Raw genomic sequence first — 23,272 nt, forward strand, 5'->3', positions numbered from 1 at the left:
ATCTTGGTGTTTTTACAACTTTCTTCATTGCGCCTCGTCCACGCGCCGCTAGCGTAAGAGGCAGCGGTACCGCTGCGCGGCCGTTCATTCCGCCCGCCAGAAGAGGATGCCCATCGTGAACGCCGCTGGCCTGCGTGCCGCCACCGCGGTCGTGGCCGGCCTGCTGTTGCCTGCCCTGGCCGCCGCTGCGGGTTGCAGGACGCCGCTGCGCATTGCCTGGCCCGCCGACCGCGCGCCGTTGTCCTCCAGCGAGCAGGGCCAGCCGCGCGGGCTCAGCGCGCAGTACCTGAAGCTGCTGGGCGCGCAGCGACCACTGCAGATGCAGCCATTGCCAACCGCCGCCATCGCTGAGGGAACGGTGCCGCCCGACGTCCAGGCACTGCTGGGCTGGTCGCGCTCGCAGTTGCCGACGGGGTGGGTGGCCAGTGCGCCCTACGTGCAGCTGCCACAGGTCATCGTGCGGCGCCGGGATGCATCGCCGGTGCTGGGCCTGGAGGCGTTGCGCGGAGGCACCGTGGCCAGTCCCGACCCGCTGTCGCTGGTCGGGGCGCTGACCGAACAGGCGTCTGGCGTGCAGCTGTTGCCCCCCGCCCCCATCGACGACGCCCTGTCACTGCTGGGCACGGGCCTGGTCGATGCCGTGGTCGCCAATCTTGGGGAGGTCGAGGCCGCGTTGCGCCACTATCGGGGCGAGCCGCTGGTAATCGCTGCGCCGGCCGGAATCGACGACGCGCCGGTGCTGGCCACCGTGCCCGCCTGCGCCGACGTCATCCCGGTGTTCGAGCGGGCCGTGTCGCAGCTGACCGCGAACGAACGCGAGGCGATCCGCACGTCCTGGCTGCCGAACCAGCCGCGACACCCGCCCTCTGCGTCCCCCCTGCGCTGGCTGGTGCCGGCCTCGCTGACCCTGCTGGCGCTCATGCTGGTGTACGCCTTCGGCTACTGGCGCGTGCATCGCGAGAGCGAGCGTCGCCGCGTGGCTGCGCAACGCCTGCAGGAGGTGACCTCGAACCTGCCAGCGGTGGTCTATCAGGTGCGTCGCTCTGCCACCGGCCACTACAGCTTTCCCCAGATCGCAGGCGACGTGCAGGCGTTGTTCGGAATCAGCGTGGAAACCGCCCTGATCGATCATCAGCGCCTGCTGGCTGCGGTTCATCCCGATGATCGCTCGCGGCTGATGGATACCGTCGACGCCGCTGCCCTGGCGCGGGGCCCGATCGATGTCACCTTCCGCACGCGCTCGCCACAAGGCTGGCGCTGGGTCCACTCGCATGGACGGCCGCTGTCCCTGGACAGCGGCGACGTCGAGTGGAGTGGCTACTGGATCGACGTAAGCGGAGTGCAGGCGCGCACCCATGCGCTGGCCGAGGCGCGCCGTGCGGCCGAGCAGGCAGCGCTGGCCAAGGCCCACTTCCTGGCAACCATGAGCCACGAGATCCGCACGCCGATGAGCACCCTGCTGGGCATGCTCGAGCGGTTGGAGGGCAGCGATCTGGATCATCGCCAGCAACAGGTGCTGGTGACCGTGGGTGATGCTGCCCAGATGCTGCGGCAGATCCTGGACGACGTGCTGCACAGCCAACGGCTGCAGGCACTGCCGCTGCAGCTGCGACCCACGAGCGTGGCGGCACTGGTGCGCGCGGTACAGCAGTTGCTGATGCCGGTGGCGGCCAGCCGGGGCCTGCATCTGCGGATCGAACTTGATCCGGAATTGCAGGCCGGATCGCTGGCCGATGGCCTGCGCCTGCGCCAGATCCTGTTCAACCTTGCCGGCAACGCGCTCAAGTTCACCGAGCATGGCGGCGTGGATCTGCAGGTGCAGGTGCTGCAGCAGCACGATCGCGGCCAACGTCTTCGCCTGCAGGTCAGTGACAGCGGGGTGGGCATCAGCCCGGAACGGCAACAGGCGGTGTTCGCTGCCTACACCCAGGCCGAGGCATCGACAACGCGCCGTTTCGGCGGCAGCGGCCTGGGCCTGGCGATCTGCCGTGAACTGGCTGCATCGATGGAAGCAGAACTGTGCCTGCGCAGCGCGCCAGGCAAGGGCACCACCGTGTGGCTGGAACTGGATCTGGACGCCTGTGAGTTGCCTGCCGAGGCATTGCCGCTTCCGGCAGAGGCGGCGCGGCCACTGTCGTCGGCCCGGGTGCTGGTAGCTGAAGATCACCCCACCAACCTGCACCTGCTGGAGCAGCGCCTGCATGATCTGGGTCTGCAGGTGCACGCCTGCGCCGATGGTCGCCAGGCCTTCGAGGCCTGGCAGGCGCGGGCGTTCGACCTGGTCATCACCGACTGCCACATGCCGCACATGGATGGCTTTGCCTTGGCACGGGCCATCCGCGCCGACGCCTGCGCGGTTCGCGCGCAGGTCCCGATCATCGCGCTCACGGCCAGCGCGCTGGATCGCACCCGCGAGGCCTGCCGCGAAGCGGGCATCGATCATTTCCTGGCCAAGCCGGTGGCGGCGCAGGAACTGCGGGGCTTGCTGGCCGTGCTGCTGGCGCCGGAATCAGTGCGCCAATAGGCGGATGATGCTGGCGGCGGCGTCGCGGCCTTCGGCCACGGCGGTCACCACCAGGTCGGCGCCACGCACTGCGTCACCGCCGGCGAACAGGCGCGGGTGCGCAGTCTGGAATGGCAGGCGGTCCTTGCCGCCAGCCACGATGCGGCCGTTGGACCGGCCTTCCACGCCGTGCTCGGCCAGCCACGCCGGCACGGTTGGCGAGAAGCCGAAGGCGATGATCACCACATCGGCCTCCAGCAGCGATTCGCTGCCGTCGATCGGCACCGCATTCTGGCGGCCATTGGCGTCGGGCTCACCCAGCCGGGTTTCGACCACGGTCACGCCGATCACCTCATCGTCGGCGCCGGCTTCGATCGACAGCGGCTGGCGGTTGAACAGGAAGCGCACGCCTTCCTCGCGCGCATTGGCCACTTCGCGCGCGCTGCCGGGCATGTTGGCTTCGTCGCGGCGGTAGGCACAGGTGACCTTGGCCGCGCCCAGCCGCACCGCGCTGCGCACGCAGTCCATGCCGGTATCACCGCCACCGAGCACCACCACGCGCTTGCCGTTGAGGTCGGGCAGGGCGATGCTGTCTTCCCAGCCGGCAATGGGCCGGCCCTTCGGATCATCGCCGCCGACGATGCGGCTGTTCTGCACCAGGAACGGCAGTGCCGGCAGCACGCCCTTCAGGTCCTGGCCGTCGAGGCCACCGTCGGTATAGCGGTAGGCACCGGTACCGACGAACACCGCATCGTGGCTGTCCAGCAGCTGCTGCACGCTGAGGTCACGGCCGATCTCCACACCGAGGCGGAACTGCACACCCATGCCCTCGAGCACTTCGCGGCGGCGGTGGATCACATCCTTGTCCAGCTTGAAGCTGGGAATGCCGAACTGCAGCAGGCCGCCGATCTGCTCGTAGCGGTCGTAGACCACGGCGGCAATGCCGGCGCGCGCCAGACGGTCGGCACAGGCCAGCCCGGCCGGGCCAGCGCCGATCACCGCCACGCTGTGGCCGGTCGGCTGCACCGCGCCCAGGTCCGGGCGCCAGCCCGTGGCCAGCGCGGTATCAACGATGTACTTCTCGACCGCGCCGATGGTGACTGCGCCGAATTCCTCCAGTGTGCAGCTGCCTTCGCACAGCCGGTCCTGCGGGCAGACCCGGCCGCACACTTCCGGCAGCGGGTTGGTGCTGTGGCACAGCGTGGCCGCTTCGTGGATGCGGTTTTCCTGCACCAGCTGCAGCCACTGCGGAATGGCGTTGTGCACCGGGCACTTCCAGCTGCAGTAGGGGTTGCCGCAGTCCAGGCAACGGCCGGCCTGGTACTGGGCGTCCTCCTTGCCGAACTTGCCGTACAACTCGCCCCAGTCGCCGGACGTGCGCAGTTCCACCGGAATGCGCTGCGGCATGGTGCGGGGCAGGTCGAGGAACTGGAAGGCGTGCTTGCGGCTCATGGCGGGCTCTGTGGTGTTTTGCGGTTGCCGGCCAGCGGCCGGCACTACGTGGTCCTGGGTTGCCGGCCAGCGGCCGGCACTACCGTTACGCGGCGCGTCGCAGGGTTTCGGTCAGCGACTCGATGCTGGCGGCCTTCGGTTTGACCAGCCAGAACTTGCCGATGTAATCGCGGAACTCGTCCAGGATCTGCTGCGCCCAGATGCTGCCGGTCAGCTCGCGGTGGCGGCCGATCAGGCGGTGCAGGTGCTGGCGGTAGTTCTCGAAGCCCTCGGCGGAGACGCGATGGATGTCGATCAGCTCGTGGTTGTAGCGGTCGACGAAATCGCGGTCCACGTCCAGCACGTAGGCCAGGCCGCCGGTGAAGCCGGCACCGAAGTTCAGGCCGACCTTGCCCAGTACCAGCACCACGCCATCGGTCATGTATTCGCAGCAGTGGTCACCGGCGCCTTCCACCACCGCCAGCGCGCCGGAATTGCGCACCGCGAAACGTTCGCCGGCACGACCGGCAGCGAACAGCTCGCCCCCGGTGGCGCCATACAGGCAGGTGTTGCCGATGATCGCAGTGCTGCGTGCCTCGAAACGGGCACCACGCGGCGGGCGCACCACCAAGCGGCCGCCGGCCATGCCCTTGCCGACGTAGTCGTTGGCTTCACCCTCCACTTCCAGGTGCAGGCCACCGACATTGAAGGCACCAAAGCTCTGCCCGGCGCTGCCGCGGAAGCGCAGTTCCAGCGGTGCCTCGGCCATGCCCTGGTTGCCGTGCGCGCGTGCCACCGCACCGGCCAGCCGGGTGCCGATGCTGCGGTCGGTGTTGTGGATCAGGAACCGATGCTCGCCACCGCGCTTGTGCTCGATGGCCGGCGCCAGCAGGCCATCCATCTGCGTGGCCAGGCTGTCCGGCGATTCGTACAGCCGCTGCGCGGCGCAGTGGCTGCCCTCGTAGCGGCTGTCGGCCAGCAGGCGCGACAGGTCCACGCGCACGCCGTCGCGCGGCGCAGCATCGATCTGGCGCAGCAGGTCGGTACGGCCGACGATCTCTTCCAGCGAGCGCGCGCCCAGGTAGGACAGCCAACCGCGCACTTCCTCGGCCAGCAGCCGGAAGAAGTTCTCCACGCGCTCAGGCTGGCCGGTGAAGTGGTTCTCGCGCAGGCGCTCGTCCTGGGTGGCCACGCCGGTGGCGCAGTTGTTGAGGTGGCAGATACGCAGGTACTTGCAGCCCAGCACGATCATCGGCGCGGTGCCGAAGCCGAAGCTGTCCGCGCCCAGCAGCGCGGCCTTGACCACGTCCAGGCCGGTCTTCAGGCCACCATCGGTCTGCAGCAGGGTGCGCCCGCGCAGGTCGTTCGCCAGCAGCGCCTGGTGCGCTTCGGCCACGCCCAGTTCCCACGGCACGCCGGCATAGCGGATCGAACTGACCGGCGAGGCTCCGGTGCCACCGTCTTGGCCGGAGATGGTGATCAGGTCCGCACCGGCCTTGACCACGCCGGCGGCGATCGTGCCCACGCCGGCATGGCTGACCAGCTTTACCGACACCAGCGCGGTCGGGTTGACCTGCTTGAGGTCGTAGATCAGCTGGGCCAGGTCTTCGATCGAATAGATGTCGTGGTGCGGCGGCGGCGAGATCAGGCCGATCCCGGGCCGGGCATAGCGCAGGCGCGCGATCAGTTCGTTCACCTTGTGGCCCGGCAGCTGGCCGCCCTCGCCGGGCTTGGCGCCCTGCGCGACCTTGATCTGCAGCACTTCGGCGTTGACTAGGTACTCAGCGGTGACGCCGAAGCGGCCCGAGGCGACCTGCTTGATCTTGCTGCGCTTTGCGGTGCCATAGCGGGCGGGATCCTCACCGCCTTCGCCGGAATTGCTGCGGCCGCCGAGGCGGTTCATGGCAATGGCCAATGCTTCATGTGCTTCCGGCGACAGTGCGCCCAGGCTGATCGCCGCGGTATCGAAGCGCGGGAACAGGGTACTGGCCGGAGCCACCTCGTCCAGCGCTACCGGCGTGGCCGCCGGCACCAGTTCCAGCAGGTCGCGCAGCGCCGACGGCGGCCGTGCATGCACGGCATCGCAGTACTGCTGCCAGGCACGCGGGTCACCGCTGCGCGCCGCGCGCTGCAGGGTGGTGACCACGTCCGGGTTGTACATGTGGTACTCGCCGCCGTGCACGTACTTCAGCAGGCCGCCCACGTCCACGTCCTGCTGCGCGTCCCAGGCCTGCGCGCACAGCTCGCGTGCGTCGGCATCCAGGCGCGCGAAGCCAGCGCCACCGATGCGCGAGGCCGTATCCGGGAAGCACAGGTCCACCACTTCCGGTTCCAGGCCGATGATCTCGAACAGCTGCGCGCCGCGGTAGCTGGCCACGGTACAGATGCCCATCTTCGAGATGATCTTCGACAGGCCCTTGTAGACACCCTTGCGGTAGCGGCGGCCGATCTGCGACTGCTCACCGCCCTTGCTCAGCTTGAGGATGCCACGGCGGCCCAGGTCGAACAGGGTCTGGTAGGCCAGGTACGGGTATACCGCGGTGGCACCGAAGCCGAGCAGGCAGGCCATGTGGTGCGGGTCGCGCGCGGTGCCGGTCTCGACGATGAGATTCACGTCGCAGCGCAGGCCCAGCCGCGACAGGTGGTGGTGGATGGCACTGGTGGCCAGCAGCGCGTGCACCATCGGCCGCCCGGCCACCGGGTAGCGGTCGGACAGCAGCAGCATCACCATGCCATCGCGCGCGGCCTGTTCGGCTTCGCTGCAGATGCGCTCGATGCCGGCGCGCAGGCCCTCGTCCTCGCTGTAGGACAGGTCGAGCAGACGGTTGGCCTGCACGTACTGCTCCATCTTCAGCAGCTGGCGCAGCTTGCGCTGGCTCAGCACCGGCGAGTTGAGGATGACGTGGTTCACCGTCTCCGGGCCGGCATGGAAGATGTTGGTCTCCTTGCCGAGCTGGGTGGACAGGGACATCGCGCAGTCTTCGCGCAGCGGATCGATCGGCGGGTTGGTGACCTGCGCGAAGGCCTGGCGGAAATAGTCGTACAGCGGGCGGCTGCGCTGGCTCAGCACGGCCATCGGCGTGTCATCGCCCATCGAGCCAGTGGCTTCCTGCTCGGTCTCGGCCAGCGGCCGCAGCACCTGCTCCACTTCCTCGCTGCTGAGCTGGTAGAGCTTGTGGTAGCTGCGCAGGGTCGCTTCGTCGAACGGCTCTTCCACCAGCGACGGGTCGATCAGTTCGGTCTGCAGGTAGGTCACGCCCTGCTGCAGCCACTGCTTGTACGGCGCACGGCCACGGTTGATGCGGTCCACCGCGTCGGAGTCGAGCAGGTCGCCGCGCTTGAGGTCGATCGCGATCATCTCGCCGGGGCCGAGCTTGCCCTTGCGCACCACGCGCTCGGTCGGCACTTCCCACACGCCGGCCTCGGAGGCGACCAGGAAGTGGCGGTCGGCGGTCAGCATCCAGCGCGCCGGGCGCAGGCCGTTGCGGTCGAGGGTGCAGACGGCGTAGCGGCTGTCGCAGGCAACGATGCCGGCCGGGCCATCCCACGGCTCGCTGTTGAGGCCGTGGAACTCGTAGAACGCGGCCAGGTCCGGGTCCTTGAACTCCAGCGACTGGGTGGCGGGCGGCACCAGGATGCGCAGCGCCTGGATCAGCTCCATGCCACCGGCGACCATCAGCTCCAGCATGTTGTCCAGGCTCTGCGAATCCGAACCGTGCATGGAGATGACCGGGTCGAATTCACCAATATCGAAGCGCGGCGTCTTCCACACCTTGCTGCGCGCCTGCGCCCAGCGACGATTGCCCTCGATGGTGTTGATCTCGCCGTTGTGGGCGAGCATGCGGAACGGGTGGGCGAGCGGCCAGCGCGGCAGCGTGTTGGTCGAGAAGCGCTGGTGGAACACGATCGCGCTGGAGGCCAGCTCGCGGCGCTGCAGGTCCGGGAAGAAGCGGCTGAGCTTGTCCGGCAGCACCATGCCCTTGTAGCTGATCGCATCCGGGGTGAGGGTGGCGACGTAGAAGTCGGCGTGTTCGCGCAGCTGCTGTTCGCTGCGGCGACGGGCCAGGAACAGCGCCAGTGCGAAGCCGGCATCATCCTGGCCAACCCCGGCATCGACGAACACCTGCTCGATGCGCGGCAGCGTGTCGCGCGCCAGTTGGCCGCAGACGCTGTCGTCGGTCGGTACCTCGCGCCAGCCAGCGACCTTGCAGCCCACCGCTTCCACCTGCGCCTGCAGCTGCGCGCGGCAGGCCTGCGCCGCGTCGGCGTCATGCGGCAGGAATACCAGGCCGGCGGCGAAACGCGCGGCGGTGGTGATGCCGGCTTCGCTGGCCAGCAGTTTCAGGAACGCATCGGGGCGGCGCAGCAGCAGGCCGCAGCCATCACCGGTCAGGCCATCGGCGGCGACACCGCCACGGTGGGTCATGCGCGAAAGCGCGGCGATGGCGGTATCAACCAACAGGCGCGATGGTTGATCGTCGAGCTGGGCGACCATGCCAAATCCACAGGCATCGCGCTCGGAGCGCGGGTCGTAAAGCCCTTGGCGGTTGCGGGGGGCCATCTCTACCTCGATGCGTATAGGGTTGGCGGCGACACTCGTCCCCGCTCATTCCCTGGAGCGCATCGTGAGGCCACCGGATGCCTCGACTAGATCACAGGTTGCTGCAACGCCGCAATACACGGTTGCAGGTGCAACGGAACGCGCCGGCAACCCAGTGCCGGCGCGGGGTCGAACTCAGCCGCAGCGCACGCCGCTGACGGCGCCCTTGTCGTCCACTTCGATGTTCAGGCGGTCGCCGAGGAACTCCATCGTGGCCACATCATTGGGCTTGAGCACGCGCACCTGGCTGGCACCTGCATCTTCCTGTGCCTGCTTGCCGAGGGCATCGGTGTAGGCCTGGCCGACCAGGCTCTGTACCTGGCTGGCATCGCAGGTGCCGACCGGCGGAGCCTCGGTGGCCTTGCCGGCGTCGTCGGCCGGCGCCTTGGCTGCTTCGGCGGCCTGCTGGGCGTGGGCGGTGGCCGAATCCTGTTCATCCAGCGCCGGTGCCTGGCAGGCGGTCAGGGCCAGCACGGCCGGCAGCAACAGGGCGGAGAGCGAACGGGCGCGAATCGGGAACGACATCATGACTCCGGAAGGGGTTGTGAAGACCCGAGCATAGCGGCGAACCGGCCCTCACGTGTTTGTCTTGTGTTATCGACAGGATCGCGGCATGGCGACGGCGACACTGGAGACATGCCAACTCCCTCCACCCCCGAACGACAGGCAGCGCGCGCGGCCGGCCTGCGCTATGTCGACGACACCCAGCCGGGCATCAGCCGGCGCCGCGCCGGCAAGGGCTTCAGCTACCGCGATGCTGATGGCCACGCGATACGCGACGCCACCACCCTGCAACGCATCCGCGCACTGGCGATCCCACCGGCCTACACCGCGGTGTGGATCTGCGCCCATGCCAACGGCCACCTGCAGGCCACCGGTCGTGATGCGCGCGGTCGCAAGCAGTACCGTTACCACCCCGATTGGGCCAGGGAGCGCGATGCCGGCAAGTTCGACCGCATCATCGCCTTTGGCGAGGCGTTGCCTACGCTGCGGCGGCGGCTGTCGCGGGATCTCAAGCGCCCCGGTTTCCCGAAGGAAAAGGTGCTGGCCATGGTGGTCGCGCTGTTGGCGGACACGCTGGTGCGGGTCGGCAATGAGACCTATGTGCAGCAGAACCGTTCGTTTGGACTGACCACACTGCGAAACCGGCATCTGGAGCTGCTGCGCGGTGGCCGCGTGCGCATGCGCTTCCGTGGCAAGTCCGGGCAGCTGCAGGAGGTCACCGTGGGCGACCGCAGGCTGGGGCTGCTGGTGCGGCGCCTGCAGCAGCTGCCGGGGCAGGCGCTGTTCCAGTACCGCGATGACGACGGTGCGCTGCAGCCGGTCGACTCCGGCGCGGTGAACGACTACCTGCGCGAGGTGATGGGCGAGGACTTCACTGCCAAGGATTTCCGCACCTGGGGCGGGACGGTTGCGGCGGTGCAGGCGTTTGCCGCCACCGAACTGCCGGAACCGGCCAGCCAGCGCGCGCTGGCGCAGGCGCAGCGTGCGGTGGTGTGCGAAGTGGCGTCGCTGTTGGGCAATACCCCGGCGGTGTGCCGCAAGGCCTATATCGACCCCTGCGTGTTCGCCGGCTGGGAGCGCGGCGAACTGGCCACGCTCGCCGGCCTGCGTGGGCCGCGCCAGTGGGAACAGGCGACCCTGCGCGTGCTGCGCAGGGCGCGCCGGCTCAGCCGCAGTAGATCGCGGTGATGTTGTTGGTACGGCCCTTTTCGATGGTCAGGCGGTCGCCGCCTTCGCTGGCCGGCGGCACCCGCGGGCCGTCGTGGCGCAGTACCCGTACGTGCAGGCTGTCGCTGTCCACCCGTGCGCGTGCGACGGTGGCGTCCGACGCGGCCAGGCCAAGTGCGCCGCGCACCCTGTCGCTGTGGCACTGGCCGGAAATCACACCGTCGATCGGCTGTACCTGGGCCACCGGTGTGCTGCTGCAGGCGGCGAGGGCAAAGCAGACGGCGGCGGTGGCGATGGCGTGTTTCATGGAGGCGTTCCTTGTGTGATTGCGTGCAGGGTGCGACGGCGCACGTGGTGGCGGAATGAATGCCGTGCACATCATGGACACGGCGCGCTCACTGCCGCTAACAGCAGGGGTGGAGACACTGCAGGAGCGGCGGATGCCGCCCCCGGTACTGCGGCGCATGCGCCCGGTAGTGCCGGCCGCTGGCCGGCAATCCCATTCCCCCCCGAGGAGACCTGCATGGCCACCACCAGGAAAACCCCCGCCCGCCGCAAAGCCTCACCCAAGGTGCGCAAAGGCAGCACTGCAACCAGGACCATCGCCGACCCCGCTCGCCCGCGCGTGGTGAAGACTGCAACCCGCAAGGCCGCCGCCAGCGATCCCCGCGCCGCCCGCGTTGCGGCACGGCAGCGGCGCCTGCAGGACCAGGAGAAGGCCAAGGACGCCCGCGCGGCCAAGAAGGCAACCAAGAAGGCAACAAAGAAGACCGCGACCCAGGCCGGAGCACGACGCCAGCCGGAGGCGATGCCGGCGCAGCAGCTGGCCAAGCCCGGGCACGAACACGAACTGGAGCTGGCGCCGCGTTTCCTTGCACCCGACTACACCGGCAGCGGCAAACTGCAGGGCATGCGTGCGATCGTCACCGGTGGCGATTCCGGCATCGGCCGCGCGGTGGCGGTGCTGTTCGCACGCGAAGGTGCCGACGTGGCCGTGCTGCACCTGGACGAGGCCGAGGACGCGGACATCACCCGCCAGCACGTGGAGCGCGAAGGCGGTCGCTGCGTGGTGATCGCCGGTGACGTGCGCGATCCGCGCTTCTGCGACAAAGCGGTGAAGCAGGTGGCCAAGGCGTTCGGCGGCATCGATATCCTGGTCAACAACGCCGCGTTCCAGCTGCACTGCGAGCGGCTGGAAGACCTGGAAGACGCGCACCTGCAGGAGACCCTGCAGACCAACATCGGCGGGTACATCCAGATGGCGCGCGCGGTGCTGCCGCATCTGGGCGAGGGCGCCAGCATCATCAACACCGGTTCGGAAACGGGAATCTTCGGCAGCAAGGCGCTGATCGATTACTCGGCGACCAAGGGCGCGATCCACGCGTTCACCAAATCGCTGGCCAGCCAGCTGCTGCCGCGCGGCATCCGGGTCAACTGCGTGGCGCCGGGGCCGGTATGGACGCCGCTCAACCCGGCCGACAAGCCGGCGCAGGACGTGGCGGAATTTGGCAAGGACAGCGACATGGGCCGGCCTGCACAGCCCGAGGAACTGTCGCCGGCCTACGTGTTCCTGGCCTCGCCGGCCTGTGCCAGTTACATCAGCGGGGTGATCCTGCCGGTGATGGGCGGGCCACGAGGGTGAACAGCACTACGGCGTGGCGTCTGCTGAACGGGGCTTCGCGCAGGTGTGTGGCGTGTGTCAACGGCTGCGCCGGTGCGGTGGGGTAGTCTGGACTCCCATACCGATCACGTTCAGGGAAAGATCATGCCGGAGATGGATATCAACGCAGCGGCCGATGAAGTCGTCGCCCTGTTGCGGCAGAACGATGCCCGTGGCGCGGCCGCCCGCCTAGAGGCCCTGCACAACGGCCAGAGTGCGGTGGTGCAGGAATCGCTGGATCGCTACATCGCGGCGCGGGGCGCCACCGAGCTTGAGGCGCTGCGACGGAGCGGTGGCGTATCCGCCACCGACGCGGCCACGGTCAACCCGATGCTGGATCGCCTGAGCGACGCGACGCGCCCACCGCGCATGCCCGACGCCGCGGAGACTGCGGGCCTGAGCCAGGCCCAGCAGTACGACGTGTATGGCAGCATCGTGGCCCAGCGCGGCAACGCCGCGGCGAACGATGCGATGGCCACGCAGGATCGCGTGGTGCTGGGGCTGCGCGACGAGAACCGCACCACCGAGGCGCGAGGGCGTGGTGTCTACGACGACCGCATCGTGGTGCTGTGGAAGGATGCGCAGGGCCACGGCCATGTGCGCGAGTTCAACCAGGCCACGACAGAACCGACCGCCCAGTACGACGGACACGCCAAGACCACGCCACGCAGCCCTGGCTTCGGCAACGTGGCGCCGCGTACCAAGACCGAGGGCGAGGACGTCAACGGCGACCGGGTCAAGGATCTTGGACGGTTGGGCGAAGGCACCACCGAGATGCGCGCGACCACGCATCCGCGCAACGGCCATCCCGATGAATTCGCGTTGCGCCCTTCGCAGGCGGCCATCACCGCTGGCGCTGGACGGGTGGAGCGCGACAGCAATGGCGATGGCTGGTTCGATGCGCGCGATACCCAGGGCGTGCAGGACCTCAACGACACCTTCAAGATCCATCGTGGCAGCCGGTCCAATACCGATTCGGCGGGCTGCCAGACCATCGGCGGCGGTGAGTACGACGACTTCGTGGCGACGGTACGCGGCACCCCCGGGCAGAACCGCTGGCAGTATGTGCTGACCTCGGTTGCGCCGGGCCAGGCGCGCGGGCTGGGACAGGACACGCCGCTCGCGGCCAATGACGATCCCCGGCAGCCGCAGCATCGCGACCATGCCCTGCAGCAGCAGATCAGCACGCACCTGCAGGCCTTGGGCGGGCGCTACGCCGAGCACGCCGATGACTACAGCCTGGTGATGCTGCGCGAAGCGAAGGCCGCAGGCATCACCCGGGTCGACCAGATCGTGGCCAGCAATCCCAGTGGCGGCCGCGCTGCGGGTGAGACACTGTTCCTGGTGCAGGGCAGTCCGGGCGATCCGGCGGCCGTGCGCGCAGGCGTCAACGCAGCCGAGGTGCGCGAGACTGCGGTGGAAACCAGCCTGCGCCAGCTGCAGCAGCAAGCGCGCGAACAGGGTGCGCCCGTGCCCGCGCCGGCACAGCAGCACGAAGCACCCGCGATGGGAGGACGTTGAAGGATGGTCCGTCTACCCTTGATGTCCGGTTTGCCGTGGGTGTTGCTGCTGGCGTGCAGCGCATGCGCACCCGCCGGGGAGCACACCGTGCCGGTCGCACCCGCTGCGAAGCCTGAGGCGAAACCGGAGACCTTGCCTGCGCAGGCAGGACCCACTGAACGCGGATTGCCTGCGTTACCGGAAGCTTCCGGCAGCGCCCATTCCGGCGGCCGCTACGCTGCGCTGCCCGAACCGGCCAGGCGGGTGCTGGCGCAGTTGAAGTGCAACGTGGAGAGTGCCGGCAATGCGCAGGTGCTTTCCATTCCCGCGCAGGGTGGCCAGCAGGATTTCATGGTCACCGATCGCAGCGGACCGCGTTTCCGCTACTGGATGCGCTCGTTCTCCAGCAGTGGCGGTACCACCGGGTATCTCGTGCAGCTGCAGGACTGCCCAGCAACCACCACGGGCATGCGCGCCTACATCGCGCAGGGAGCCGCACCGCTGCAGGATGTCACCGCGTCGTTGCTGGCGCAGGCCGAGCTGCCTGATGCGGCGACGATGACGGCTTACCAGGACAGGGGCGCGGGCGATCTGTTCGCCTTCATCGGGCAGCTGGACAAGGTGCCGGTGGTGCGCTGGGTGGCCGAAGCCGACCCCGAGCAGCCATTGGCCGACGCTGCGCGCAGCTTCGACCATGGCAATGCCATCCACGGCGGTTTCCTGCGCTGGAACCAGGATCACTTCGAAGTGGCCAGGACCGTGCCGGCCGGGCTATGGCCCTGCGATGACAGCCCGTTATTGCCGTGCAGGGGCGACCCGTTCGTGACTGGGCGTTGAGGCATCGCGCGCATAGAAATCGGCAATGCGTGGAATGAACTGCTGCGGATTGGCACCGACAAGATTGGTCAGCACCACCACCGCCACGCCGCGCTCGGGATAGACCACGAACGCCGAGCGCGCACCGCCGATACCGGCCACCTGAAGGTCGGGCGATGCGCGCAGTACCGGCCAGCCCCCCGCCCACGGGCCGGCACGGCCATCCGCCAGGCGCTCCGCGCTCCACATCCGCCGCAGGGCGGTCTCCGGCAGCAGGCGGCCTTCGGTCAGCGCGACCAGCCAGCGCGCGGTGTCGTCGGCGGTGGTGAGGATGCCGCCACCGGCCCACAGCGAAGGCGGTATGTCGTAGAACCAGTGCGACAGGCGGGACGGTGCATCCGCAGCGTCGGTGGCACGCGGGGCCAGGCTGTACATCGTCGCCGCATCGGGAATCAGGTCGTAGCTGTCGCCGAAGGTGGTGCGGGCCATGTGCGCGCTGCTGAACTGGCCGGTGGCGAGGAAACGTTCGTAGGGCATGCCGGATTGCTTCGCGATGATTCGTGCCAGCAGTACGTAGTTGGTCTGGTTGTAGGCGAAGCGCTGCCCGGGTTCGGCTTCGAGCGGCTGCGCAGTGACGGCCGCCCACGCCTGCGCTTCCGAGCCACCGCCCAGCAGTCCCTTCGCATCAAGGATGTCCGGAAGGCCGGAGGTATGCGCCAGCAGCTGGTGTATGCGTACGTCTCTCCACGCTGGCGGAAGGTCATCCAGGTAGCGCGAGGCCGGTGCGTCCAGATCCAGCTGCCCCTGCTGGGCCAGCTGCGCGGCGGCCACGCCGGTGAACGCCTTGGTGGCCGAATTGAGCGGGAAACGGGTGTCGCGCGAGGCAAGCACACCGTTCTCCACGTTGGCCAGCCCGTAGGCCTCGGACAACACCGTCTGCCCGTCCTTGACCACCGCGATCTGCAATCCCGGGATGCGCTGCTCCAGCATGATCTGGCGGATCAGGCGGCGGGTCTGGTCGTTGGCCTGGTCCTGGCTGGCAGAGACGGCGGCGAAGGGCAGTGCACTGATGAGCATGAGCAGGACTCGGAGCATTGGGCGGGACATGCGGAATTCCAGCGGGGCGTTGCGGATCGGATGCAGCGGGCGGGTCAAAGGTTTAAGCGCTCGGTGGTGCCTACCGTTCGTCGGCCCATGACTTCCGGGGGGTTGACTACAGCTGTCGTCAAGCTGACAGTGACGACACGTGTAGTCAAGGGAGTGGTGTCATGCGTGGCAAGACCATCGGGGACCAGGAACTGGCCCTGCTGCAGTACATCGATGAACATGCGCCGGCCACGGTCGGCGAGGTCGCCAGTGGCTACGGCGAGGCCCGCGGCCTGGCCCGTTCCACCGTGCTGACGATGATGGAGCGGCTGCGGGCGAAGGGGTATCTTCAGCGCCGGCAGCAGGACGGCGTCTACCGCTACCAGGCCACCCGTGGCCCGCAGAGCGTGCTGCAGGGTGCCGTGGCCCAGTTCGTCGACAACACCCTGCAGGGCTCGGTGTCGCCGTTCGTGGCCTACCTGTCGCAGCGCCAGCAGGTCAGCGACAACGAACTGGCCGAGCTGGAAGCGCTGGTCGCCCAACTCCAATCGCGTCGCCACGAGGGCTGAGCCATGGACACCACGATGCTGATTCCGATGCTGGAACGGTTGGGCTGGACCAGCCTGCAGACCGTGCTGCTGGTGGCGCTGGTGTACGGCCTGTGCCGCGCGCTGCCGTCGCTGTCGGCGGCGACCCGCTGCCGCCTGTGGTGGCTGGTCTCGCTGCAGGCCGTGCTCGGCCTGTTCTGGAGCCAGCCGTTGCAGTTGGCCTGGCTGCCGGCGCCGCAGGCGGTGGCGATGACCGCGACCGACGTGGCCGCTGACATCGTCTACCCGCTGGCCCCGGAGGCCTCCGCACAGTTGCTGGCCGCGATGCCGCTGCCCGCGGCCGAAGTACCGGCAGTTGCGTGGTGGGCAGTCGCACTGTCCGCGCTGTGGCTGTCCGGCGTGCTGGTGATGGCGCTGCGCACCTTCGGTGAGTGGCGCCGCTGCCGCGCACTGCTGGCTGCGGCGTATCCCTGCGAGGACGAAGCGCTGGTGCAGGCCCTGCAGCTGGCCTCCGATGCCCACGGCGTGCGCCGTGCGCCGCGGCTGTGGATGAGCACGCAGGTGGACGCACCGCAGCTGGTCGGGCCGTTCCGCCCGGTGCTGCTGCTGCCGGCCGGCGACAACGTCCTGCAGGGCGATGCGCTGGACCTGGCACTGACCCACGAACTGCAGCACCTGCAGCGCCGTGACCTGCAATGGGGCCTGCTGCCCGCGCTGGCCCAGCACCTGTTCTTCTTCCACCCGCTGCTGCGCCTGTCGGTGCGCGAATACGCGCAGGCCCGCGAGGAAGCCGTGGATGCGGCGGTGGTCGGCCAGCATGGCGCCAGCCGCCAGGCCTATGGCCGCCTGTTGCTGCAGCTGGGCGTGGCCCCGCAGCCGCATCTGGGCGTGGCCAGCGCCGCACCGAGCACCACCAGCCTCAAGCGTCGCCTGCTTTCGCTGCAGTCGCACCGGTCCTGCCCGCGTCTGCTGGCGGTGGCGCTGACCGCTGTGGTGGTGGTGGTGGGCGTGGCGCCGATGCGGCTGGTCGCAGCGCCGGTGCCGCCGGCCCCGCCGGCCCCGCCCGCACCTCCGGCCGCCCCGAAGGCCGTGGTGCCGCCCCCGCCGAAGGCTCCGGAAGCCCCGCCCGCACCAGCCTCGGCCGCGCGCGTTCCGGCCGAGCCGGTGGCTCCCGCACCGCCCGCAGAACCGGCCGATATGGAAGAACCCTCCGGTCCTGACGATGCCGATGTGGCCGATGTCGACGATGCCGCTGGCATGGATGAGGACCATGACGGCACGACCACCACCTCCTCCATCACGACCTACGGTCGCCTCGATCTGGGCAAGTCGCCCCGGGAGGCCTTCGTGCTGGTCGATGGTGATTCGACCTTCGCCAACGGCGGCATGGACGATGTGAGGGTGGCCCGCAGGCAGCTCGGCAAGGGCCCGGCGCTGTGGTTCCGCCAGGGCGACAAGCGCTATGTGGTGCGCGACCGGATGTTGATCCAGTCGCTGCAGCGCGCCTATGCCGGTGCGGCGGACCTTGGTCGCCAGCAGAGCGAACTGGGCCGCCAGCAGAGTGCGCTGGGCCGCCAGCAGGGCGACCTGGGCAAGCAGATGGGTGAGATGGGGCGTCTGCAGGGTGAAGAGGCGCGCCGCCTGGCACTGGCCGCAGCGGAGGCCGCGCGCAGTGCGATGGCCGCGCATGACATCAACCGCGAAGCGGCGGCCGAAGCGGCGAAGGCGGCGCGGGGCGCGACCAACGACGCGGCGGTTGCACGTGAGGCCGCACGTGAGGCTGCCGCCGAGGCGCGTCGTGCGATGCAGGAAGTGGACAACGAAACCGCGCGTGCCAGCCGCACCCGCGCCATGCAGCGCCTGGCCAGCCAGCAGTCTGAACTGGCCAGCCGCCAGGCGGCGCTGGGCAGCCAACAGGCCGCGTTGGGCGAGCGCCAGGCACGCGTGCACGCGCAGGCATCGCAGCAGGCGCAGCAGGTGATCGCGCGCGCACTGGCCAGTGGCAAGGCCGAGCGACTCTGATCGGTAGTGCCGGCCGCTGGCCGGCAATGGGGGGTGCCGGCAAGCGGCCGGCACTACCCTGGGAACATCAACCGCAGCTGGCGCGCTCGATGCGGTTCTGCGCATCCACCTGCACGGTCACGCGGTCCTGGCGGAAGTCCATGGTCACCGCCATGCCCGGCTTGACCACCCGTGCATTGCGCGCGCCGCTGTCAGCCACCAGTTTCTTGATCGTGGCTTCGTCGGCGGTCCTGCCGGTGAAGGCGTCCAGCGCCTCCGGTTTGCATTCGTGCGCGGCATCGGCCACGGGCGCTGGCGCGGGATCATGGGAGGTGCTGCTGCCGGCATGACTGCAGGCGGCCAAGGGCAGGATGGCGAGCAGGACCAGGGGATTGAGGCGCATCGTCGGGCTCCAGGCGTGGATGGTGGCGGCAGTGTCGCCGCTGCCACCGTCAGGCCGCGTCAAGGCCTATTGCCCGACCAGCGCCAGCGTCTCGCGCTCGCGCTGCTCCTCGTGCACCAATCGTTGCAGCAGCAGGGCCAGCGTCACCACATCCTGATGGTTGTGGTCGGCCACCCGGCGCAGGTTCACCGCGTCGCCGCCGCGCAGGAAGCGCAGCCATGCGCCCGGCGCTTCCGAGCCGGGCAGGTCGTCCTCGCGCACTACGCGCAGCAGCTGGCGCTCGATGGTGGACAGCCTGCAGTTCTCCCAGGTGCCGCGATAGCGGCGACGGGTGGGGTAGAGCAGGTCCACATGGTCCAGCGCGGTGATCGGATCGCGTTGGCGCGCCAGCCGGTAGCGCGCCTTCAGCAGCGGCGCATCGTAGCTGCGGCCGTTGTAGCTGCAGAACACGGTGGAGGGCTGCAGCCAGCTGGCGAAGGTGGCCAGCATCGCGTCCTCGGCGGCCATGGTCGACATCAACAATTGGCGGATGCGCAGGCCTTGGCCACGTTGCGGGCACACGTGCCAGTCGGCGGCGCCGATCATGAAGGCACGCGTGCCGGTGCCACCGGCCAGGCCGGTGGTCTCGGTATCGAAGAACAGCAGGTCGCGCGCAGCTACGTGCTGGTCCTCGCGCTTGGCGAAGGCCAATGACAGCGGGGCGGTCGGGATTGGTTGCGGCTGCAGCGATTCGATCAGGAACAGGCCCGGCGCGATCTCCTCGCCGGGCAGCTGACGATCCCGCGCGCTGGCGCGCGCCGGCGCGGCTCCACCGCGCGAACGCAGGCCGAGCAGGCGATGCAGACCGCCCACTTCCGGCCGACGCAGCGGTGCGGGTGCCGGTGTGGAGACCGCAGCGCCGGTCGGCTTGTGGCGGATCTCCTGTTCGACCCAGGCGAACACCGAACGTTCGGCCGGTGGTTGCCGCGCATCGTTCGCGGCCACGGGTGCCGGTGGCGCAGGGGGCAGGTCCGGCGCGGCCGGTGTGCTCGCCTTCGGGTCGCCGGCCTGCCGGCGCAGCAGGCGCAGCTTGTCCAGGCTCAGGCTCACGGTGCCAGCAGCTCCATCGGGTCGCGCGTGGTCACCACCACGTCGGGCACGTGCTGGCAGGCGTCGGCATCGAACAGGTCGAGCACACGCAGCGCCAGCGCGCGCGGCGAAGTCTCATCGTCTTCCTGCGCGGCCAGCACCGGGCCCACGCAGGCCGGGCAGCCGGCCCTGCAGTCGCAGCGCTGCACCAGTTCGCGCGCGCGCTGCACCAGTTCGGCCTGGCGCTGCCACAGCGGTTCGCTGAGGCCGACGCCGCCGGGGAAGTTGTCGTACAGGTACACGGTGGGCACGAACTCCTGCAGCAGCTCCACCCCACCGGGATCGCCCTCGCTGCCGCGCAGCTGGCCGCGGCCGCTCTGGTCGGCGATCGCGAACCAGGAACCATCGCCGTTGCCCACCGACTTCTGCAGGTCGCGCGCATCGGCCATCACCGCCACGGTGGCGACGATGTGCAGTGCATACGCGGCGCCGAGGAAGCCATCCAGCGCATCCTGCTTGCTGGCGAACGCGCGCAGCAGCAGCGCCTGCGGCAGCTGCCACCACACCGCAGTGGTGTGCAGTTCCTGGTCGGGCAGGTTCACCGGTCCGTAGCCGATGTTCTCGTGGGTGTAATAGCGGATCTTCTTGTAGCCGGCCACGCGGCGCACCACGTGCACTTCGCCATGATGCGAATCGCCACGGCCGGCCACGCCGCCATCGAAACGGTCCAGCACCTTGAGCTTGGTGAAGTCGATGCTGTCGGTGTAGTAGTCCACATGCGTGCGGGTGACGTAGGCCTTGCGGCCGTCCCAGTCCAGCGTCTCCACCTGGTACGGCGTGGACTGCACCATGTGGATGGCGCCCTCGTACAGGGTGAGCGCGGCGGCGGAATAATCGACCTCGGCGATGATCTGCTGGCGGCCATCGCTGCGGTCGACCACCACGAAGTTGCCGTCGGCCACCGCACGCAGGCTGACCGCGTTGGCCGGATAGCTGTCGGCGATCCATTCCCAGCGCTCGCCTTCGCGGTGGATCACTTCTGTCTCTGCCAGCGCTTCCAGGAACACTTCCGGATCGATCGGGCCGAAGCCATCGCCGACCCGGAACGGCAGCTCGAAGGCCGCGCAGCGGATATGGTCGAACAGGATCAGCGGCTGGTCCGGCGCGATGCGCGCGTGCTCGGGCGAGGCCTCGGCGAAGAAGTCCGGGTGGCGAACCACATACTGGTCCAGCGGCTGCGAGCTGGCCACCATCACTCCCAGTGCGGGTTGCTGGCGGCGGCCGGCGCGGCCGAAGCGCTGCCAGGTGGCCGCCACGCTGCCGGGGTAGCCGTTGAGGATGACCACGTCCAGGCTGCCGATATCCACGCCCAGTTCCAGTGCCGACGTGCTGACGATGCCGTCGATGTTGCCGGCACGCATCGCGCGCTCGGTCTCGCGCCGCTCGGTGGGCAGGTAGCCACCGCGGTAGGCGCGGATGCGCGGCGGCTTGCGCGGGTCGTGGTCGAAGATGTCCTTCAGGTACTTGGTCAGCACTTCCACCATCAAACGTGTCTGCGCGAACACCAGGGTCTTCAGCCCGGACTTGATCGCGATGCGCGCGATGCGGTTGCTCTGTGAGCGCGCCGAGGCGCGCAGGCCCAGGTCCGGATTGATCACCGGCGGGTTCCACAGCAGCACCTGTTTCGGCCCGCTGGGCGCACCGGATTCAGTGATGGCAGTCACCGGGGCCTCGATCAGCGCCTCGGCATGCGCCTGTGGGTTGCCGATGGTGGCCGAGCACAGGATGAACTGCGGTTGCACGCCGTAGAACGCGCAGATGCGCTTGAGCCGGCGCAGCACGTTGGTGACGTGGCTGCCGAACACGCCACGGTAGGTGTGTACCTCGTCGATGACGATGTAGCGCAGGTTCTCGAAGAACTGCGCCCACTTGGTGTGATGCGGCAGGATGGCCTGGTGCAGCATGTCCGGGTTGGACACCACGATGTCGCCATGCAGGCGGATGGCCTGTCGTGCATCGCCGGGCGTGTCGCCATCGAAGGTGAAGGCCTTTACGCCCAGATCGCCGGCGCGGTTGAGTTCCAGCAGCTCGGCCACCTGGTCCTGGGCCAGTGCCTTGGTCGGGAACAGGTACAGCGCCTTGGCCTTGTCCTGCATTGCCGCGCTGACCACCGGCAGGGTGTAGCACAGCGACTTGCCGCTGGCGGTGGGGGTGACGATGGCCACGTGCTCGCCGCGCTGGCTGGCCTCCCAGGCTTCGGCCTGGTGGCTGTAGAGCTGTTCGATGCCACGCGCCTTCAGGGCGGCGGCCAGGGCCGGCGGTACCGACCCGGGAATGGGCGCATAGCGGCCTTCGCGGCCGGGAATGGCAAAGCTGCCGGTGATGCGGTCCTGGTAGCGGCGCTGCAGGCGCGCGCTGAGCAGGGCGCCGTCGCGGGCGGGCAGGCCGTCGCGCGTGGCGAGCTTCTGCTCGGCATCGGCGGTGCGCTTGGCGAGTTCGTAGGCCATGGAAGATGGAGCCGGGACGGATTGCGAGGGGTCACATGGCACCACACTCACGTCTCAGGATGTGAGACACCGCACACGGAGGGCGTGAACCGTTCAGTGCCCGCGTCCCGTAGCGTCGCCGCATCTCCCCTGGCTGAACAGCTGCCGGTGCAGCAACGAAATCTGAAGCCGGCATCCGTATCCTTGGGCGCTGGACGCAACCAACAGGTGGATGGCTGTGGCACGACGTGGAACGCAGGGAGCCCTCCTGGCCGGCATGCTGCTGGCCGGCATCGCGCAGGCGCAGCAGGCCACGCCGGTGGCGGTGCCCGATCCGGCGCCCGTTCCCCCGGTGGATGCTTCGGCGGCAACCACCGCACCGATCTCCACCGCTCTGCCGCAGGACAACGTCACCACCCTCGGCGAAGTGCGTGCGCTCAAGCCGGAAGACGAGCCGCTGGATCTCTACCGCTTCAAGAACCCGGTGAAGTTCGGCGACAACCGCTTCAGCCGTGACTGGAGCGAACCGCCATCGCCGGAGCAGGTGAGCATGGGCGGCGGCTACATCATGATGGGCGTGGTCAAGGGTGTGATGGCGGCGGCCAAGGGGATCAACAAACTCACCGGCGGGCCTTCGCAGATCCAGGCCGCGGTGGCGCGGCCACCGCCGGAGCTGAGTGCCGAACAGCAGCAGCGTGCGCTGCGGTTCTCCCAGGAGCAAGGTGCGGGTGATGCGTCGCCGGTGAAGTAGGCCGGTATATCCTGCCGGCTTCCCCACCAATAGTGCTGCCATGTTCCTGCGTTCGATCTGCCTGATGGCCGCGTTGCTGCCGGCCTCCGCCTTCGCTTCCGGCATCGCCGATGACGGCGCCTGCCGCAATGGCGCGTTCCCGTCCGAACAGAGCCGATTCGCACTGGCGCGGGTGGTCGATGCACCGCGCCTGTACCTGCTTGGCGACATGGACGGCTGCCCGGCCAAGGGCGAACCGGCCTGCCGACAGCGCAGCTATGTGGTCAACGGCGATACGGTGGTGACCGGGCGCGACCTGGGCGCTTATCGCTGCGCGTTCTTCCCGAACAGGGTGGGTGGCAGTGCCGGCTGGGTGGACCGCAGCAAGCTGCAGCCATTGCCGGTGGCCGTGCCGTCGCTGCAGGACTGGGCGGGCAACTGGAAGGACGGCGACAACGGCCTGCGCATCACCGTGCAGGGTGGGCAACTGCATGTGGAGGGGGACGCCTACTGGCCCTCCGCCAACCCCACGCCGGAGCAGCGTCCCTACGGACCGAACATGGGCCAGGTGGAAGCGCGCGCCGCGCCGCGCGGTGCCGACGTCGAGTTCGTCGAGGATACCTGCAAGGTGCGCGTGCATTCGCTGGGCGAGGTGCTGATCGTGGCCGACAACAGCGAATGCGGTGGCATGAACGTGCGCTTCAACGGCGTGTACCGGCGCGCCAGCAAGCGTTGAAGGACGCCTGACGGAGGGGGTCAGAGCCCTTTC

The 23,272-nt window shown here is 69.0% G+C and carries 17 protein-coding genes; 9 read left to right on the plus strand and 8 right to left on the minus strand.

The window, feature by feature from the left end; all coding sequences use genetic code 11:
* The first annotated feature begins 115 nt into the window (after positions 1-115).
* A complete protein-coding gene (locus AC5P99_RS08895; protein ID WP_495213059.1) occupies positions 116-2,524 on the plus strand; it encodes a response regulator in 2,409 nt (802 codons plus the stop codon).
* Here AC5P99_RS08895 and AC5P99_RS08900 read toward each other — a convergent pair.
* The 3 genes from AC5P99_RS08900 to AC5P99_RS08910 form a co-directional block, all read right to left on the minus strand.
* Positions 2,510-3,955: an FAD-dependent oxidoreductase gene (locus AC5P99_RS08900; protein WP_005407507.1), complete on the minus strand. Its 1,446-nt coding sequence runs from the start codon at positions 3,953-3,955 to the stop codon at positions 2,510-2,512. The genes AC5P99_RS08895 and AC5P99_RS08900 overlap by 15 nt on opposite strands.
* Before the next feature lie 85 nt (positions 3,956-4,040).
* Positions 4,041-8,495 (minus strand): glutamate synthase large subunit, encoded by a 4,455-nt coding sequence (gene gltB / locus AC5P99_RS08905; RefSeq protein ID WP_495213060.1) that lies wholly within the window; start codon positions 8,493-8,495, stop codon positions 4,041-4,043.
* Between the two features lie 174 nt (positions 8,496-8,669).
* Positions 8,670-9,059: an I78 family peptidase inhibitor gene (locus tag AC5P99_RS08910; RefSeq protein ID WP_005407509.1), complete on the minus strand. Its 390-nt coding sequence runs from the start codon at positions 9,057-9,059 to the stop codon at positions 8,670-8,672.
* Between the two features lie 111 nt (positions 9,060-9,170).
* Between AC5P99_RS08910 and AC5P99_RS08915 the strand changes: the two genes are divergently transcribed.
* On the plus strand, positions 9,171-10,226 hold the full coding sequence (locus tag AC5P99_RS08915) for a DNA topoisomerase IB (protein WP_049449748.1): 1,056 nt from the start codon (positions 9,171-9,173) through the stop codon (positions 10,224-10,226).
* Here the strand turns inward: AC5P99_RS08915 and AC5P99_RS08920 are convergent.
* Positions 10,204-10,512, minus strand: a complete 309-nt coding sequence (locus AC5P99_RS08920) for a putative periplasmic lipoprotein (RefSeq protein ID WP_005407511.1) — start codon at positions 10,510-10,512, stop codon at positions 10,204-10,206. The two genes, AC5P99_RS08915 and AC5P99_RS08920, sit on opposite strands and share 23 nt — an antisense overlap.
* Positions 10,513-10,728: 216 nt before the next feature.
* Here AC5P99_RS08920 and AC5P99_RS08925 point away from each other — a divergent pair, with 216 nt between their 5' ends.
* The 3 genes from AC5P99_RS08925 to AC5P99_RS08935 all read left to right on the plus strand — a co-directional run bounded on the left by AC5P99_RS08925 (position 10,729) and on the right by AC5P99_RS08935 (position 14,202).
* Positions 10,729-11,847, plus strand: a complete 1,119-nt coding sequence (locus AC5P99_RS08925) for an SDR family oxidoreductase (protein ID WP_495213061.1) — start codon at positions 10,729-10,731, stop codon at positions 11,845-11,847.
* 123 nt (positions 11,848-11,970) lie between these two features.
* On the plus strand, positions 11,971-13,386 hold the full coding sequence (locus tag AC5P99_RS08930; protein WP_049460843.1) for an XVIPCD domain-containing protein: 1,416 nt from the start codon (positions 11,971-11,973) through the stop codon (positions 13,384-13,386).
* Positions 13,387-13,389: 3 nt separating this feature from the next.
* Complete coding sequence (locus AC5P99_RS08935) at positions 13,390-14,202, plus strand: SPOR domain-containing protein (RefSeq protein WP_169447944.1); 813 nt, start codon at positions 13,390-13,392, stop codon at positions 14,200-14,202.
* Here the strand turns inward: AC5P99_RS08935 and AC5P99_RS08940 are convergent.
* Positions 14,161-15,258: a serine hydrolase domain-containing protein gene (locus AC5P99_RS08940; protein ID WP_169447945.1), complete on the minus strand. Its 1,098-nt coding sequence runs from the start codon at positions 15,256-15,258 to the stop codon at positions 14,161-14,163. The genes AC5P99_RS08935 and AC5P99_RS08940 overlap by 42 nt on opposite strands.
* A 191-nt stretch (positions 15,259-15,449) precedes the next feature.
* On the opposite strand from AC5P99_RS08940, the gene AC5P99_RS08945 reads away from it, so the two are divergent.
* Together AC5P99_RS08945 and AC5P99_RS08950 are read left to right on the plus strand one after the other, a co-directional pair.
* Positions 15,450-15,836, plus strand: a complete 387-nt coding sequence (locus tag AC5P99_RS08945) for a BlaI/MecI/CopY family transcriptional regulator (RefSeq protein WP_005407516.1) — start codon at positions 15,450-15,452, stop codon at positions 15,834-15,836.
* Between the two features lie 3 nt (positions 15,837-15,839).
* Entirely contained in the window at positions 15,840-17,837 is a 1,998-nt protein-coding gene (locus AC5P99_RS08950) for a M56 family metallopeptidase (protein ID WP_169447946.1), read from the plus strand.
* 67 nt (positions 17,838-17,904) lie between these two features.
* On the opposite strand, the gene AC5P99_RS08955 is transcribed toward AC5P99_RS08950, so the two are convergent.
* The 3 genes from AC5P99_RS08955 to AC5P99_RS08965 all read right to left on the minus strand — a co-directional run bounded on the left by AC5P99_RS08955 (position 17,905) and on the right by AC5P99_RS08965 (position 21,794).
* Positions 17,905-18,219, minus strand: a complete 315-nt coding sequence (locus AC5P99_RS08955; protein ID WP_012478704.1) for an I78 family peptidase inhibitor — start codon at positions 18,217-18,219, stop codon at positions 17,905-17,907.
* Positions 18,220-18,285: 66 nt separating this feature from the next.
* Positions 18,286-19,308, minus strand: a complete 1,023-nt coding sequence (locus tag AC5P99_RS08960; protein WP_049449751.1) for a ribonuclease H-like domain-containing protein — start codon at positions 19,306-19,308, stop codon at positions 18,286-18,288.
* The gene (locus tag AC5P99_RS08965; protein ID WP_049449752.1) at positions 19,305-21,794 is read right to left on the minus strand and encodes a DEAD/DEAH box helicase; all 2,490 of its coding nucleotides are present in this window, start codon (positions 21,792-21,794) and stop codon (positions 19,305-19,307) included. Before AC5P99_RS08965 ends, AC5P99_RS08960 begins: the two co-directional genes overlap by 4 nt.
* Before the next feature lie 211 nt (positions 21,795-22,005).
* On the opposite strand from AC5P99_RS08965, the gene AC5P99_RS08970 reads away from it, so the two are divergent.
* Entirely contained in the window at positions 22,006-22,524 is a 519-nt protein-coding gene (locus tag AC5P99_RS08970; protein WP_088435522.1) for a hypothetical protein, read from the plus strand.
* A 40-nt stretch (positions 22,525-22,564) separates the two neighbouring features.
* A complete protein-coding gene (locus AC5P99_RS08975) occupies positions 22,565-23,239 on the plus strand; it encodes a hypothetical protein (RefSeq protein ID WP_088435523.1) in 675 nt (224 codons plus the stop codon).
* Positions 23,240-23,272 lie beyond the last annotated feature (33 nt).

The sequence above is a fragment of the Stenotrophomonas sp. YJH_SMC_80 genome (genome assembly GCF_059372495.1).